The organism is Streptosporangium sp. NPDC023963 (genome assembly GCF_040639135.1).
Lineage (GTDB): Bacteria > Actinomycetota > Actinomycetes > Streptosporangiales > Streptosporangiaceae > Streptosporangium.
Genome location: NZ_JBEZZK010000004.1, coordinates 177,401 through 193,451, shown reverse-complemented (window position 1 = coordinate 193,451; position 16,051 = coordinate 177,401). Strand labels below are relative to the sequence as shown.

Below are 16,051 nucleotides of genomic sequence, written 5' to 3'. Positions count from 1 at the left end.
TCGTACGAGGCGGCTTTCCGGCCGGAGGGTCACACGGTGACGCGGCGCAGGCGCGACTTGGGCGCCTCCTCGCCGGGGAAGACCCGCTTGACGCCGTCGCCCAGGGCGGTCTCGATGATCCGGATGTCGCGGACCAGGTGCTCCAGCCCGGCCGGCTCCAGCGAGGCGGCGTGGTCGGAGCCCCACATGGTGCGGTCGAGCGTGATGTGCCGCTCCACGGTCACCGCGCCCAGGGTCACCGCCGCGAGCGAGATCTGCAGGCCGCGCTCGTGGCCGGAGTAGCCGACCGGCACGCCGTACCGCTCCTGGAGGGTGACGATCGCGCGGAGGTTGGCCTCCTCGGGGGGAAGCGGGTAGGTGGAGGTGGCGTGCATCATCACCAGCTTGGAGGTGCCGAGGATCTCCACCGCCTGGTCGATCTCCTGCAGCGTGGACATGCCGGTGGACAGGATGAGCGGCTTGCCGGTGGAGGCGAGCGCGCGCAGCAGCTCCAGGTCGGTCACGCTCGCCGAGGCGATCTTGTGGGTGACCACGTCCATCGACTCGAGGAACTCCACCGACGGCACGTCCCACGGGGAGGCGAACCAGTCCAGGCCGCGCTCCTGGCAGTGCTTGGCGATCTCGGTGTACTCCTTCAGGCCGAACTCGGTCCTGATCTTGTACTCCATGTAGGTCATCTCGCCCCAGGGCGTCTGCCGGATCTGGTCGCGCTGCTCCAGCGGCACGCAGATCTCCGGCGTGCGCTTCTGGAACTTGACCGCCTGGCAGCCCGCCTCGGCCGCCACGTCGATCAGCCTGCGCGCGATGTCCAGGTCGCCGTTGTGGTTGATGCCGATCTCGGCGATCATGTAGACCGGCTGGCCGGCGCCGACCAGCGAGTCGCCGATCTGGACGGGCTTGGCGACCGGGGTGAGCCGCAGCTCGGCGCGGGGCGCGGGAGCGGTGACGGCCTCCTCCAGCGGGCGGGCCGCGAGGACCCGGTCGCACAGCTCCCGTACGGCCCCGGCCCCTCCGGCCCGGGTCAGCACGGTCCTGGCGGCGGCGCGGACCTTGGGGTGGGCGTCGGGGACCGTGACGGGCCAGCCGACGTCGCTCATCGGGCCCAGGTCGTTGACGTCGTTGCCGACGTACGCGACGCGGGACGGGTCGATCCCCTCGATGGCGAGCCAGTCGCGCAGCACGGTCCGCTTGTCGGTCAGGCCCTGCAGGACGGGCACGCCGAGCTTGCGGGCGCGGGCCGCGACCACCGGGTTGTGCTCGGTGGACATGATCATCAGTTTGACGCCGGAGCGGCGCAGCAGCGAGATGCCCATGCCGTCGGAGCGGCTGACCGCGACCATCTCGCGGCCGTCCTGGTCGACGTAGGCGCGGTCGTCGGTGTGCACGCCGTCGAAGTCGGTGATCACCGCGTCCACGTCGATCGGCTCGGGCTCGTCGACGAAGGGCGCGAGCGCCCGTACGATCTCGAGGTCCTCGGGGGTGTCGATCTCGATGGCGTGGCGCGAGGGCACCTGCTGCACGGCGACGGCGCCGAAGAAGCGGTGGCCGTGCTCGCGCAGGCCCTCGGCGCGCATCACGTAGAACGCGCCGGTCTCGCGGAAGTTCGGCTCGCGGTCCTGGCGGCGGGGGCGGTGGGACGGGTCGTGGTTGACGCCCGCGCCGGCGGCGCTCCACAGGAACTCGTGCGTCTCCAGCCCGGAGAACACCACGTCGGCGCTGCCGTCCAGGACCTTGGCGATCGCGCTGTCCAGGTCGGCGGGGTCGATGAACGCGCTGGTGCACTGCACCAGGACGACCACGTCGGGGACCTCGGACAGGTGGTCCAGCGCGTGCAGCACGGCGGACTCGCTGGAGGCGCTCGCGTCGCTCAGCTCCTCCGGCCGGTGGATCACGGTGGCGCCCGCGGCGCGGGCGGCCTCGGCGATCCCCTCGTGGTCGGTGCTGACCACGACCTCGTCGACCAGCTCGGCGCGCACGCAGGCCCGTACCGCACGGGCGACCAGGGGACTGCCGCCCACCGCGGCCAGGTTCTTCAGGGGGACCCCCACCGAACCTCCACGGGCGGGGACAACGGCCAGGACTCGCAAGGTGGCTCCTCATGACATACGGCGAACGCCCCTGAGCTGGGGTGTCATAGGAACCTAGCCACGGGGGTGACCGGAAAGGGGTGTCTGAGCTGAACGCCCAGAGTCGCCCGTCTTAACTTTCCGCGCGACCGGGAGCTCCGGCTCGCCGGTGCTCCACGGCCCCTCGGCCACCGGCCCGCCGGTGGCCCGCGGGGTACCGGCTTCCTAGTCACCGGTCCGCCGGTGACCCGCAGATCCTCAGACGGACGCGCCGATGGAGCCCATGAGCATGGGGAGCGAGCGTTCGAGGCCGCGGCGCCAGTAGGGCCAGGAGTGGGTGCCGGGCCCGTAGAAGTCGACCGCCACGTCGGCGCCGCTCGCCTTGGCGCGCTCGACGAAGGTCACGGCCTGCAGGAGCAGGGACGCCTCGCCCTCGTCCCGCGCCTCGGAGGCGTCGTCCAGCGGGCCGGGGGCGCCGTCGCCGCTGGAGACGAAGAGCCGCACCCCGCGCAGCGCGCCGGTGAGGTCGGCCGGATTGTGGGCGGCCCACTCCGGATCCTGGGGGGAGCCCCAGAGCTTCACGGACTTCTCGCCGTACTGCCCGAGCAGCCAGTCGACGCCGCCGTTGCCGTCGCGGGTGTGCAGCACCCCGGAGTAGGAGGCCGCAGCCTGGAACATGCCGGGGTGGCGGGCCGCGTACGACATCGCCCCGAACCCGCCCATGGACAGTCCCGCCACCGCCCGCCGGTCCCCGGCGCCGTAGTCGCGCTCCAGGACGGACCGCACCTCGGTGAGGTGGAAGGTCTCCCAGCCGGGCCCCTCCCGCCAGTCGGAGTAGAAACCGACGGGACCGCTCTCGGGGATGACCACGAGCGCGGGGTAGCCCGAGGTGAGCTCCGCTGCGCCCCCCTTGGTCACCCAGGTGTCGTATCCGGACTGGCAGCAGCCGTTCAGCAGATACAGCACCGGCCACGGACCAGAGCCCGGCTCCCACCCGGCGGGCAGCAGGACCCTGACCTTGCCCTCGCGGCCGAGCGAGGCGGAGGTGACGGTGAGCTCGTGGTCGCGCTCGCCCAGCTTCTTCACCGCGACGGCGGAGGCTCGGGCGTCCTCCTTGCCGTACGTGCCGGTGGAGGACGGGGGCAGCAGGGCGAGGATCACCGCCACGACCGCGACGGCGGCCAGCAGGAGCACTCCCAGACGTACAGCGGTGCGGTTCACGCCGTCAATCCTCCCGCGTCCCGCTGATCGCGTGAAGCCCACATGCCGTAACGGCCCCGCGGAGGAGGTGGTGAGGCGGCGTGTCCGGTGCGGGCGCGGGAGCTCATGGCCGGTACGGCCCGCTGTTTGGGCCGGTCCATTCATGTTAATTCTGGTGACATATGGCCTTTTAGTAATCCGAAAGCTTGAAAATTACACAAGATCTATTCAAGATTCTCCACGTGGGCTGTAAAGATCGTGCGCACCCCGCGTCGCTCTGCCGGGCGGGAGACTCCCGCCCGGAGTGAGTGAAGGAGATCGTGTGTCAAACACCCCTCGACACCGGCGATCGGTCCTGGCCGGGATCGCCACCGCCCTGATGCTCGTCCTCCCGCAGGGGGTGGCCCAGGCCGCACCCGCCCCTGACAAGATCCACAAGGCCGTCCTGGCGGATCTGGCCACCGACGACAAGGCCACTTTCTGGGTACGCCTGAACAGCGACGCCGACCTCGGCGCGGCCCGCAGGGCGAAGGCCAGGACGGAGAAGGCCGCGCAGGTCTTCCGGGCCAAGACCGAACTCGCCACCTCGTCGCAGGCGGGCCTGCGCAAGCTCCTGACCGCGGAGAACGCCGACTTCACCTCCTTCTGGATCGTCAACGCCATCCGGGTGACCGGCAACGCCAAGCTGGCCGAGGAGATCGCCGAGCGGCCCGAGGTGGACCGGATCGAGCCCAGCCGGGTCACCAAGGTGCCCGAGCCGCTGCCCGGCAAGGAGGTGGCGAGGATCAACGCGATCGAGTGGAACATCGACCGGGTCAACGCCCCCCGGGTCTGGGGCGAGCTCGGCGTCCGCGGCGAGGGCGTCGTCGTGGCCAACATCGACACCGGCGTGCAGTTCGACCACCCCGCGCTGGCCGCCAAGTACCGGGGCAGGAGCGCGGACGGCGTCGTCGACCACGACCACAACTGGTTCGACCCGGCCGGCGTCTGCTCCGGCACCGCGCCGTGCGACAACAACGGCCACGGCACCCACACCATGGGCACCATGGTGGGCGACGACGGAGGCGCCAACACGATCGGTGTCGCCCCCGGCGCGAAGTGGATCGCCGCCAAGGGCTGCGAGTCCACCACCTGCTCCGACGCCTCGCTGCTGGCCGCCGGGCAGTGGGTGCTCGCGCCCACCGACCTGGACGGCGAGAACCCGCGTCCCGACCTGGCGCCGCACATCGTCAACAACTCCTGGGGCGGCGACGGCTTCGACCCCTGGTACAAGGAGACCGTCGACGCGTGGGTCGCGGCGGGCATCTTCCCCGTCTTCGCCAACGGCAACGTCACGAACGCGGGCTGCAACTCCAGCGGCTCGCCCGGCCAGTACGTCGCCGGCTACAGCGCCGGCGCGTTCGACGTCAACAACGCGATCGCCACCTTCTCCACCCGGGGCGCCGGCGAGAACGGCGAGATCAAGCCCAACCTCGCGGCACCCGGCGTGAACGTGCGCTCGTCCGTGACCAACGGCGGCTACGGGTCCAACTCCGGCACGTCGATGGCCGCGCCGCACCTGGCGGCCACCGTCGCGCTGATGTGGTCGGCCTCCCCGCCCCTGCTGGGCGACATCGCCACCACCCGGGAGCTGCTCGACCGGACCGCGATCGACGTCGACGACACGCGCTGCGGCGGCACCGCCGCGGACAACAACATCTGGGGCGAGGGCAGGCTCGACGCGTTCGCGGCGGTCCAGGCCACCCCCACCGCCGAGCTCGGCGGGCTGAGCGGCACCGTCACCTCAGGCGGCGAGCCGCTGGCCGCGGCGGCCGTCACCGTCACCGGGCCGCTGAACCGCGCGACCACCACCGCGCAGGACGGGACGTACGAGCTGCCCCGCCTGCTCGCGGGCGACTATCGGCTCACCGTGAAGAAGTTCGGGTACGACGACGCCACCGTCGAGACCGTCACCGTCGTGTCCGACCGGACGGTCACCCAGGACGTGTCGGTGACGCGGCTGTCCTCGGGCACGGTCTCCGGCACGGTCACCGCCGCGGGAGCCCCCGAGCCGGGCGCCACGCTGACCGCGGTGGGCACCCCGGTCAGCGCGGTCGCCGACGCGGCGGGCCGGTACCGGCTGACGCTGCCCGACGGCGACCACCGGCTGAAGGTCACCCCCGGCTCCCGGTGCGCGGGAGAACTCACCGTGCCGATCACGGTGAACGGCGACCTCACCAAGGACGTGGACCTGCCGCGCCGCGCCGACTCCTTCGGCTACACCTGTGACAGCGCCGCCGAGGCGTACGTCGCGGGCACCGCCAGGAGCACGCTCACCGGCGACGACGCGGTCCAGCAGATCGCGCTGCCGTTCACCTTCCCGTTCTACGGCACCGGCTACACCGGCGCCTGGGTGAGCAGCAACGGGTTCCTGGCCTTCAGGGAGAGCACCGCCCTGGCGGCCAACGTGGCCCTGCCCGCCGCCGGCGCGCCCAACGCGGCGCTCTACGCCTTCTGGGACGACCTCGTGCTGGACGACCAGTCCGGGGTCTACACCGCCACCGTCGGGACCGCGCCGAACCGGACCTTCGTCGTCGAGTGGCGCAACGCCCGCTTCTACGCCGACGCCACCCAGCGCGTCTCGTTCTCGGCGCTGCTCGGCGAGAACGGGTCGGTCGGGTACCGCTACGACAGCGTCGACAGCGAGCGCGACGCCGGGATCGGTGCCACGGTGGGCATCGAGAACGCCGACGGCACCGACGCGCTGCAGTACTCCTTCAACGGCGCCGCGATCGGCGACGGCCAGAGCCTGACCTTCACCGCGAGCCGGCACGGCCTGCTGACCGGCGTCGTCACCGACGCCAACGACGGCGAACCGCTGGCGGGCGCGACGGTGAAGGTCGGCGACGTGGCGACCTTCACCACCGGGGCGGACGGCACCTTCCTCGGGCAGATCCTGCTGGGCGACTACCGGGTCGAGGTCTCCAAGGAGAACTACGGGACCTTCACCCAGGAGGTCACCGTCACCGCCGGGGGCGTGACCCGGGCCGACACCGCGCTGGCCACCGGCCGGGTGACGGCCTCGGCCGCCGAGCTGACCCTGGTGCAACCGGCGGAGACCACCAGGACGGGCACGGTCGAACTGTCCAACTTGGGCGTCACCACGGCCTACACCGTGCTGACAGACCCCGCCCAGGGGTGGCTGAGCGTGGCGCCCGCCACCGGCGAGCTCGCCAAGGGCGCGTCGGTGACGCTGAAGGTGACAGCCTCCAGCGCGGGCGTCACGCCGGGCACCGTACGCACCGGCAAGCTGCTGGTGCGCTCGGCGAGCGGCCGCAACCCGCAGATCGAGATCGTCGTGACGGTCGTGGTGCCCAAGCACCAGGTCGCCGTCGAGGTGGGCGGCACCAGGGACGTCGTCGACGCCGCCGGTGACCGCTGGACCGCGGACCGCAAGCACGGCACCGGCGGTCACGGCTACGTCGGCACCGGCACCAAGACGAACACGACGAGCAGGACGATCACCGGCACCACCGAGCAGGCGCTGTTCAGGAGCGTCCGCGAGGGGATGCTGGAGTACCGGTTCGACCAGGTGCCCAACGGCACCTACGCCGTCGAGCTGGGCTTCGCCGAGACCCGGGGCAAGCGTGAGGGCCAGCGCGTCTTCGACGTCATCGTCGAGGGTCAGCTGGCGATCCCCGCGCTGGACCTCGCCCTGGAGACCGGCGCGTACACCGCCACCACCCGGCAGTACACGGTGAAGGTCACCGACGGCCAGCTCAACGTGCGGTTCGCCAAGCGGACCGGCGACACCGTGCTCAACAGCGTCCGTATCTCCGAGCGCCCCGACAAGGCCACCCCGTAGTGGCCTGAACCCCCCACCGGCCCGTCCCGTCTTCCCCACGGGACGGGCCGTGCTCGTCCCAGGTGCTCCACGGGCCACCGGGGGACGGGCCGGTGGACCGACGGCTCGACGGTTCGCGGGCCGATGGGCCGAGAGCGGATCGGGTGGGCAAAGTCCTGGCCAAAGGACGTTACGGGTCGTGCGTGGCCGGGGATTGGCGGGGTGTGTCGTGATTCACGGAGGCTGCCATGGCCAGGACAACCACCACCGCTTCGAACGGCAGGACGCGTGTCCGGGCGAAGGAGGAACGGCTGCCGCCGCACATCGACGTGCCGGTGATCGGGACGTTGACCCTGCCGCCGCCGGATCGGCTGGTCTTCTACGGGGTGCTGGGCGCGCTGGGAGCCTTTGGAGTCATCGAATGGCCCGTCGCGCTCGTCGTCGGATTCGGTCACTACCTGTCGGAACAGCGGCGGTTCCCCGCCCTGCGGCAGGCCGGGCTGGCCGCCGAGGCGGCGTAACCGAGGCCGGGACCGGGGGCGCCTTCACCGGGGCCGGGATGGGGATCGAGGCCGCCTTCACCGGGATCGGGATCGGACCCGGGGTGCCTTCACCGGGCCAGGGGTCGGGGACGTTTTCACCGGGACACGGGACCGGGACCAGGACCGGGGGTGATGGGGATGGCGCCTCTCGGTGAACTCGCCGGACAGGGCTGGGCGCAGATAGGGGCACTGTGCCTGGCCTTCGCGCTCTCGGCCATGATCGGCCTTGAGCGGGAGGTCCGCCAGAAGAGCGCGGGCCTGCGCACCCACACCCTGGTCGGCTTCGCCGCCGCCCTGATCATGCTGGTGTCGAAATACGGCTTCACCGATGTCCTGGGCAAGGACGTCAATCTCGATCCGTCCCGCGTGGCCGCCCAGATCGTGTCCGGCATCGGCTTCCTGGGCGCGGGACTGATATTCGTCCGCGGTGACGCGGTCCGCGGCCTCACCACCGCCGCGGCGGTCTGGCTCACCGCCGGGGTGGGCATGGCGGCGGGGGCCGGGCTGTGGCTGCTGGCGATCATCGTGACCGCCGGGTACTTCGCGACGGTGTTCGTCCTCACGCCGCTGGCCGACCGGCTTCCCCGGTCCAAATACGCACCCTCGCGGCTCCACCTGACCTACCTCGGAGAGCAGGGCGTGCTGCGGCGGGCACTGGCCGAATGCACGCGGCGGGGATTCGGCGTGGACGAGCTGTCCGTCGGCCAGCGCCCCGAGGGGCAGAGCCCGGCGACCGTCTCGCTCTGGCTCACGGTGCACGGCGCCGGCTCGATAGCGGAGCTCACCACGGCGCTCTCCGAGATCGACGGGGTGCTCGCCGTGGTGAGCCGGGACGCCAACTCGGCGATGCCCTGACCCGCGGTCGCGCGCCCTCGGTGATCGCTCCTCGGCGTCGTCACGGCCGCCGTGCTCGTCACCCCGCGAAAGATCTTTAGGCGAGGGCCGCGACGTACGTGTTGACATGCAACCAAAAAGTTGCCTATATTCGGACATGCATCCGAATGGTTGCCTAACTCTGTGAGACAGCATGGACGCGGTATTCAAAGCCCTCGCCGACACCAGTCGCCGGAGGCTGCTCGACAGCCTCAACCGGGACAACGGCCAGACCCTGCGCGAGCTGTGCGAGGGGCTGGACATGACCCGGCAGGCCGTGACCAAGCACCTGTCCGTCCTGGAGGCGGCCGGTCTGGTGGAGACGGTCAGGCGTGGCAGGGAGAAGCTGCACTACCTCAACGCCGCGCCCATCAACGAGATCGCCGATCGGTGGATCGGCCGCTACGACCGCGAGCGGGCGCGCGCGCTCGCCGACCTGAAACGAGCCCTGGAGGGTACGGACGTGTCCGAGACCAGCTTCGTCTACATCAGCTACATCAGGACCACTCCCGACCGGCTGTGGGAGGCCCTGACCGGCCCGGCCTTCATCAGCCGCTACTTCGGTGGCGGGGGCCCGCGATCCGACTGGACGCCCGGGGCCCCGATCGAGTGGAAGGTGACCGCGGACGGCGAGTACAACGACTGGGGCCAGCGGGTGCTCGAGGCCGAGCCCGGCAAGCGCCTGTCGTACACCTGGCACAACTACGAGCAGGAAGTGGCCGACATGTTCGGCTGGAGCGACGAGAAGCTCGCCGAGCTCAGGAAGGAGCCGATCTCGAAGATCACCTTCGAGATCGAGCCCGCCGGCGGGGCCACGGTCAAGCTGACCGTGACCCACGAGGGCCTCGTCGCGGGCAGCGAGATGATCAAGGGTGTCAGCGAGGGCTGGCCCGAGATCCTGTCGAACCTGAAGACCCTGCTGGAATCGGGCGAGACGCTGCCGCTCGGCTAGGGAGCGGGCGGGGCCCTGGTTCCCCGCGGAACGCGGAGGAACACCCCGGCCCCGTCATCGACCGCTCCCCGGCCCATGACGTGAGGATTCGCGGCTTTTGCTGGGCGGGGATCCCGCGGGATGAGTAGGGGATACTCGTGATTTCCGCCGCCGTCCTGCCTAACGTTCAAAAAGACCCGTCCTGACCGATCCACCGGGGGCGGGTGTGCAAGCGCTGGATCCGTCCTCGTCATCGTTTCGATGACGCCGGTGCCGCTCCCCGTGGGTGTCGTACCGGCTGCCGGGAAAGCCGCGAGCCTGGCGGGGGCCGGCTCGCGGACCGTCCCGTCCGGCCGTCCCCGGGGGCCGGGGCCGGGGCTGGGCGGGGGTACGGCCGGCTAGTCCCAGCGGAAGAACACGGCCGCGACGACGCTGCCGAACACGACGCAGGCGGCGAGGCCGATCAGGTTGGAGGCCTCGACGGGGGCGCCGATCCAGGCGGCCGACAGGGCCTGGCTCCCGGCGCCGAACGGCAGCCACTGCCCGATCGTCGTGATCACCTCCGGGAGGCTGTCGCGCCCGCCGAACATGCCGCCGGTGGCGCCCAGGACGAAGAAGACGCTCAGGCCGATCGCCACGGAGGAGTTCGGGGTGGGCGACAGCGCGGCGACGATCAGGCCCACGGCGTACATGGCGGCCACCGTCAGCGCCAGCACGCCGAGCGCCGCGCCGACACGCACCGGGGGGTTGGCGTCGAACGCCAGCAGGGCCAGGAGCCAGGCGGCCGCGATGCCGACGGTGATCTGCAGCGCGCCGGCGGCCGCCTGGGCGACGAGAACCAGCGCGGGCGAGGCGGGCGTCACCCCGAGGCGTCGCAGGATGCCGCTACGGCGGTAGTAGGCCAGGAAGCTCGGCATGTTGACGATGCCGGTCGTGGCCACGACCATCGTGAACACCAGCGGCAGTACGTAGACGTCGAACGCCGTGCGGCCGTGCGCGACCGTCTCCCGGCCGGCGGACGAGGCGTTCATCACCAGGATGAGCATGGGCATGCCGATCGGCACGACCAGCCCGGCGGTGTCGCGGGCGACCACCTTGAGCTCGCAGATCAGCAGTTCGGCCCAGGCGCGCGGGCCGGGGCGGTGGACGACGATGTCCGTCATCGGACCGTCCCCTCCTCGGTGTCGAGCCTGGTGTCGAGCCGGTGCCCGGTCAGGACGGCGAAGGCGTCGTCCAGGCCGGCCTGTTCGCTGCGCGTCCCGGTCGCCACGACGCCGGCGCGGACGAGCGCGACGCTGACGGCCTGGAGCAGGTCACCACGGCCTTCGACGACGACGCGGTCGCCGTCGGCGCGTACCCGCTCGACCTCGTCGAGTCCTTCGAGCAGCCCGCCCGGTACGGGGGCGGCCGTGCGGAAGGTGACCCTCTGGGCGAACCCGGCCCTTCGCACGAGTCCGGAGGGCGAGTCGAGGGCGATGACCCGTCCCTCGTCGAGCAGCGCGACCCGGTCGCACAGTCGTTCGATCTCCTCCATGGAGTGGCTGACGAGCAGGACGGTCACGCCGGACTCGCGCAGCCGCTCGAGGGTCGACCACATCTGGCGGCGTGCCTCGGGGTCGAGACCGGTGGTGAGCTCGTCGAGGATCACCACCCGGGGCCGCCCGACGAGGGCGAGCGCGATCGACAGCCGTTGCTGCTGGCCGCCGGAGAGATTCTCGAAGCGGGTGCGGCGGGAGGCGGTCAGGCCGACCGACTCGATCAGGTCGCCGGTCGGCTGCGGGTCGCGGTAGAAGGTCCCGTACAGGCGGACCAGCTCGGTGACCGTGAGCGCGGAGTGCAAGGTGGCCTCCTGCAACTGGACTCCGAGGACCTGGCGCAGCCGGGCCCGGTCGCGCCGGGCGTCCAGGCCGAGCACGCGGACGGTGCCGCGGTCGGGCCGCCTGAGCCCGGCGATCAGCTCGACGGTGGTGGTCTTGCCGGCTCCGTTGCGTCCCAGGATGCCGAAGATCTCGCCGGTGGTGACCGAGAGGCTGACCTCCTCGACGGCGACCTTGGAGCGGTAGCGCTTGTGCAGACGGTCCGCCTCGACGGCGGGAGATGACGTTGTCGCATGCATGCCGTCGACGTTAGGAAGGGCGAGCCCCTGGCGCCTGTGCCGATGGTCAGCATCGGCACCCATGACTTTCGGCACCTCGGCGCGGATGCGAGCGCCAGTAAAGTGGTGGTATGCGGCGAATCGAGCCGGACGTGTGGGCGGGGCTGGCGGTGCTGCTGGTGTGCCTCGCGGTGGGCACTCCGATACTGCTCGGCGCGGCCGGGACGTGGGTGCCCCGGCCGGTGTGGGGCGCGCTGTTCGTGGCGCTGCTGGTCACCTCGCTGACCGCCGTGCTCTGGGAGGACTGCCGGCGAAGGCGGGCGTGGGCCTGCTACGGCGCGGCCGTCGTGCTGGGGTGGCTGACGATCCTGACGGCGCCCGGCGCCGGGTGGCTGCCGATCCTGCTGGTCTTCGTCGCGGCCCTGGGCGCGTACATCGCGCCGCCGTGGGCGGGCCCGCTGGTGGTCGTGCTCAACACCGCCGTCATCGCCGTGACGGCGGGCCTCGCCGGCGCCGCCTTCCCCCAGATCGGCCTCAGCGCGCTGCTGTACCTGCTGATCCAGACCGCGACGCTGCTGAGCTCGCTGGCGATCATCCGGGAGCAGCGGATGCGCCGCGAGCTGAGCGAGGCGCATCTGGAGCTGCGGGCGGCGAGTGTCATCCTGGCCGACACCGCACGCGCCCACGAACGCCTGCGCATCGCCCGGGAACTGCACGACCTGATGGGGCACCAGCTCACGGCGCTCACCCTGGAGCTGGAGGTCGCCCGGCACCGCGACGGCCCCGGCGCGCGCGTGCACATCGAACGCGCCGACCGGGTGGCGCGGGACCTGCTCCGCGACGTGCGCACGACCGTCGGGCAGCTGCGCGCCGACGCACCCGATCTGCGCGAGTCCCTGACCGCCGTGGTACGCGACATCCCCGGCCTCGAGATCGGCGTGTGGATCGACGACGACGTACGCCCCACCGAGGAGGTGGCCATGACGCTCATCCGCGTCGTCCAGGAGATCGTCACCAACACCGTCCGGCACGCGGACGCGACCTCGCTGCGCATCCGGATCGAGAGCACACCGGACCGGGGTGTGAGGCTCACCTCCGTCGACGACGGGCGCGGCAGTCCCCAGCTGCTACCGGGCAACGGGCTGCGCGGCCTGAGCGAGCGGATCGACGCGATCGGCGGCGACGTGCGGCTCGACGGCAGCGACGGTTTCCGCGTCACCGCCAGGGTGCCCGCGCGATGATCCGGGTGATCGTGGTCGACGACCAGACCCTGGTGCGGCAGGGCATCCGCAGCCTGCTCGACCTGACCGACGACATCGAGGTGGTGGGGGAGTCCGACGACGGCATGTCCGCGCTGGCGGCGATCGAGGAGCACGCCCCCGACGTCGTCCTGCTCGACCTGCGCATGCCCCGCCACGACGGCATCTGGGTGCTCAGGGCGTTGCAGGAGCGCGCGGACGGCTCGCCGCCGGTGCTCGTGCTGACCACGTTCGACAACGACACCCTGGTGCTGGACGCGATGCGGGCGGGGGCGTGCGGCTACCTGCTGAAGGACGTGACGCTCGAACGGCTGACCCGGGCCATCCGCGTCCTGGCCGACGGGGGGACGCTGATCTCGCCGTCGATCACCGATCGGCTGCTGCGCGCGGTGCACCGCCGCCGGCCGGCGGATGACGACGATCTGCCCGCGATCCAGCAGCTCACCGAACGGGAGGTGGAGGTGCTGCGGCTCGTCGCGGAGGGATACAGCAACCGCGAGATCGCCCAGGCCCTGTTCCTGGCGGAAGGCACGGTGAAGAACCACGTCTCGACCGTGCTGCTCAAACTCGGGGCGCGCGACCGGACCAACGCGGTGCTGCGCGCCCTGCACGCCAGCATCCTCGACTGATAGTAGTCAGCCGTCATTTGGTGCAATTTGCCGATACTGGCATGCTCTTTTCCGGGACTCGGCTGCCCGGAACCCGGCGCGCGGCAGGGCGTCGGCCGCCGGACCACTCGGGCGGGTTCGCGGTGGGGAGGAGCACGATGGCCGGTACGAAGCTCAGATCCGGCGACCCCACCGCCTTCGGGCCGTACGCGATCGAGGCCAGGCTCGGCGAGGGCGGGCAGGGCACGGTCTACCTCGGCCGTGACCCGGCCGGTGAGCGCGTCGCGGTCAAGGTGCTGCACCCGAGGTTCGCCGCCGACCAGGTCGCGAGGGCGCGCTTCCAGCGGGAGATCGCCGTCGCCCGGCAGATCGCCGAGTTCTGCACCGCCCGGGTGCTCGACGCGGGGGAGAGCGACGACCACCTCTACGTGGTGAGCGAGTTCATCGACGGGCCGTCGCTGCAACAGTCCGTCGAGAGCGAGGGGCCGCGCGACGGCGCCGCCCTGCAGCGCGTCGCGATCAGCACGGTCACCGCGCTCGTCGCCATCCACCAGGCGGGGATCGCGCACCGCGACTTCAAACCGGCCAACGTGCTCCTCGGCTTCGACGGCCCGCGGGTCATCGACTTCGGCATCTCCAAGGCGCTCGACGCCGGGTCCGCCCAGACCAGCGGCGCCATCGGGACCCCGGCCTACATGTCACCCGAGCAGGTGCACGGTCAGCTCGTCGCCGCCCCCTCGGACGTGTTCAGCTGGGCCGTGACGATGGTGTTCGCCGCCACCGGCAGCCCCGCGTTCGGCCAGGACTCCATCCCGGCCGTGCTCCACCGCATCCTCAACGCCGAGCCCGACCTGTCGGGGGTGCCCGAAGGGCTTCGGCCGCTGCTGAGCACCTGCCTGGCCAAGAACCCCGGCGACCGGCCGGTCGCCTCCGACCTGCTGTTCCGGCTGATCCGCCAGCCGTCGGCGGGCGCCGTCGCGCCACCTTCACCGCCGCAGGCCGGGCACCCGGTACGGGACCGGCCACCGTCGCCCCAGCCGCCCCCCGGTCGGGACGGCGAGTCCGGGCAGCCGTCTCCCGGGTGGGGTGCCGACTCCCGGCGGCCCACCCGGCTCCCGCCGTCCCGGCAGCCGCTCTCTCGGTCGCCGTCCGAGCCGCCGTCCCCGCCGTTGCCGCCACCCGGGCGGAGCACCGCGCCCCCGCAGCCGTCGTACGCCGGGCCGTCACCGATCGGCCCGGGCGCCGCGCCGGGGCAGTGGCGCCCGGCGGATCCCGGGGTACCGGCCTTTCCCGGTGACGCGCGGGAGGGGTTCGCCGACGCGACCGTGCCCGGTGGGTCCGGACGGTCGCGGCCGTGGCGGATCGGGGTCGCCGTCGCCGCCACCGCCGTCGCGGTCTCCGCGGGGGTCTTCGTGCTCCCGCCACTGCTGGCGGGTACGGGGGAGGAGCCCGCGGACCCCACCCCCGTCGCGCTGACCGGATCCCCGTCGGTCTCCGGCGGTTCCCCCTCGCCCGGCGAATCAGCGCCGCCCAGCACTTCGCCGTCTCCCGGCGGTTCCCCCTCTCCCGGTGGATCGGCGTCCCCCGCGGCCACCCCCACCTCGGTCACCGGGGACTGGAGGAGCGCGCCGGTCGGCGGCCCGCTGCGCGGCCATCGCGACGACCTGCAGTCGGTGGCGATCGCCCGGGTCGGCGGCAGGTCCGTGATCGTCTCCGGCGCCAACGACCGCACCGTCCGCCTGTGGGACCTGGCCACCCGCAGGCCGCTGGCCACGCTCGCCGGGCACACCAACTGGGTGCGCTCCGTCGCGGTCACCGAGCTGGACGGCAGGACGATCGCGGTGTCGGGCGGCGACGACGGCACCGTACGCCGCTGGGACCTCGCCGCCCGCAAGCCGGTCGGCAGGGCCATCGACGCCGCCGCGCCCGTCTTCTCCCTCGCCCTGGCCACCCTCGACGGCGAGCCCGTCGTGGTGACCGGGGGCCGCGACGGGAGCCTGCGCGTGTGGGACCTGAGGACAGGCGCCGCGATCGGCAAGGCCCGCCGTGCCTCCGACGGCGCCGTGTTCGGCCTGGCCGTCGCCGAGCTCGACGGCGAGCCCGTCGTGTTCACCGGCGGCGGCGACGGCACGGTGCGCCGCTGGCCGCTCCGCTCCGGGCCCGGCGAGACGATCCTCACCCAGCGGGGCCAGGTCACCGTCGTCACCACGGCCGAGCTGGACGGCAGGCTCGTGGTGCTGTCCGCCGGCGGCGCGCAGGACATCCACATCGACGACGCCGCGGGCGCGGGTGAGGCACGCCCGCCCATCCGGAGCCACAGCGGCTGGGTCTACTCCCTGGCCGTCGGCCGGGTGGGGTCGCTCACCGTCGTCGTCTCCGGCAGCAACGACTCCACCGCGCGGGTCCACGACCTCGACACCGGAAAGCCGGCGGGGCGGCCGTTCAAGGCCCACGACCACAACGTGTTCGCCGCCGCGGTGACCGAGCTCGGCGGGCGCCCCGTCGCGGTCACCGGAGGCGGTGACGACACCGTCCGCGTCTGGCGCCTGGGCTGACCGGCGCCCCGGTGCCCTGGTGTCCTGGGCTCCGGGTGCCTGGTCCCTGAGCTTACGGTCCCCGGGTTTCCGGGGGCCCGCTCCGCCTCGCCGGAACTC

At 72.2% G+C, this 16,051-nt stretch carries 11 protein-coding genes; 7 read left to right on the top strand and 4 right to left on the bottom strand.

Annotation, left to right across the window (positions count from 1 at the left end):
• Positions 1 to 29: 29 nt before the first annotated feature.
• On the bottom strand, positions 30 to 2,087 hold the full coding sequence (locus tag AB0F88_RS15345) for an N-acetylneuraminate synthase family protein (RefSeq protein WP_362683019.1): 2,058 nt from the start codon (positions 2,085 to 2,087) through the stop codon (positions 30 to 32).
• 237 nt (positions 2,088 to 2,324) lie between these two features.
• Positions 2,325 to 3,287: an alpha/beta hydrolase family protein gene (locus AB0F88_RS15340; RefSeq protein WP_362683016.1), complete on the bottom strand. Its 963-nt coding sequence runs from the start codon at positions 3,285 to 3,287 to the stop codon at positions 2,325 to 2,327.
• Positions 3,288 to 3,588: 301 nt separating this feature from the next.
• On the opposite strand from AB0F88_RS15340, the gene AB0F88_RS15335 reads away from it, so the two are divergent.
• From AB0F88_RS15335 to AB0F88_RS15320, 4 genes are all read left to right on the top strand, one after another.
• Positions 3,589 to 7,110 (top strand): S8 family serine peptidase, encoded by a 3,522-nt coding sequence (locus tag AB0F88_RS15335; protein ID WP_362683013.1) that lies wholly within the window; start codon positions 3,589 to 3,591, stop codon positions 7,108 to 7,110.
• Between the two features lie 227 nt (positions 7,111 to 7,337).
• Positions 7,338 to 7,610 (top strand): hypothetical protein, encoded by a 273-nt coding sequence (locus AB0F88_RS15330; RefSeq protein WP_362683010.1) that lies wholly within the window; start codon positions 7,338 to 7,340, stop codon positions 7,608 to 7,610.
• 159 nt (positions 7,611 to 7,769) lie between these two features.
• On the top strand, positions 7,770 to 8,486 hold the full coding sequence (locus tag AB0F88_RS15325; RefSeq protein WP_362683007.1) for an MgtC/SapB family protein: 717 nt from the start codon (positions 7,770 to 7,772) through the stop codon (positions 8,484 to 8,486).
• 172 nt (positions 8,487 to 8,658) lie between these two features.
• Positions 8,659 to 9,456 (top strand): metalloregulator ArsR/SmtB family transcription factor, encoded by a 798-nt coding sequence (locus AB0F88_RS15320; RefSeq protein ID WP_362683004.1) that lies wholly within the window; start codon positions 8,659 to 8,661, stop codon positions 9,454 to 9,456.
• Between the two features lie 377 nt (positions 9,457 to 9,833).
• Here the strand turns inward: AB0F88_RS15320 and AB0F88_RS15315 are convergent, their stop codons facing one another.
• Both AB0F88_RS15315 and AB0F88_RS15310 read right to left on the bottom strand, forming a co-directional pair.
• Positions 9,834 to 10,598 (bottom strand): ABC transporter permease, encoded by a 765-nt coding sequence (locus AB0F88_RS15315; protein WP_362683001.1) that lies wholly within the window; start codon positions 10,596 to 10,598, stop codon positions 9,834 to 9,836.
• Complete coding sequence (locus tag AB0F88_RS15310; RefSeq protein WP_362682998.1) at positions 10,595 to 11,551, bottom strand: ABC transporter ATP-binding protein; 957 nt, start codon at positions 11,549 to 11,551, stop codon at positions 10,595 to 10,597. The genes AB0F88_RS15315 and AB0F88_RS15310 overlap by 4 nt, the downstream gene beginning before the upstream one ends.
• A 110-nt stretch (positions 11,552 to 11,661) precedes the next feature.
• On the opposite strand from AB0F88_RS15310, the gene AB0F88_RS15305 reads away from it, so the two are divergent.
• The 3 genes from AB0F88_RS15305 (at position 11,662) to AB0F88_RS15295 (ending at position 15,952) form a co-directional block, all read left to right on the top strand.
• On the top strand, positions 11,662 to 12,771 hold the full coding sequence (locus tag AB0F88_RS15305) for a histidine kinase (protein ID WP_362682995.1): 1,110 nt from the start codon (positions 11,662 to 11,664) through the stop codon (positions 12,769 to 12,771).
• A complete protein-coding gene (locus AB0F88_RS15300; protein WP_362682992.1) occupies positions 12,768 to 13,418 on the top strand; it encodes a response regulator transcription factor in 651 nt (216 codons plus the stop codon). Before AB0F88_RS15305 ends, AB0F88_RS15300 begins: the two co-directional genes overlap by 4 nt.
• A 137-nt stretch (positions 13,419 to 13,555) precedes the next feature.
• A complete protein-coding gene (locus AB0F88_RS15295; RefSeq protein WP_362682989.1) occupies positions 13,556 to 15,952 on the top strand; it encodes a serine/threonine-protein kinase in 2,397 nt (798 codons plus the stop codon).
• Positions 15,953 to 16,051: the final 99 nt, after the last annotated feature.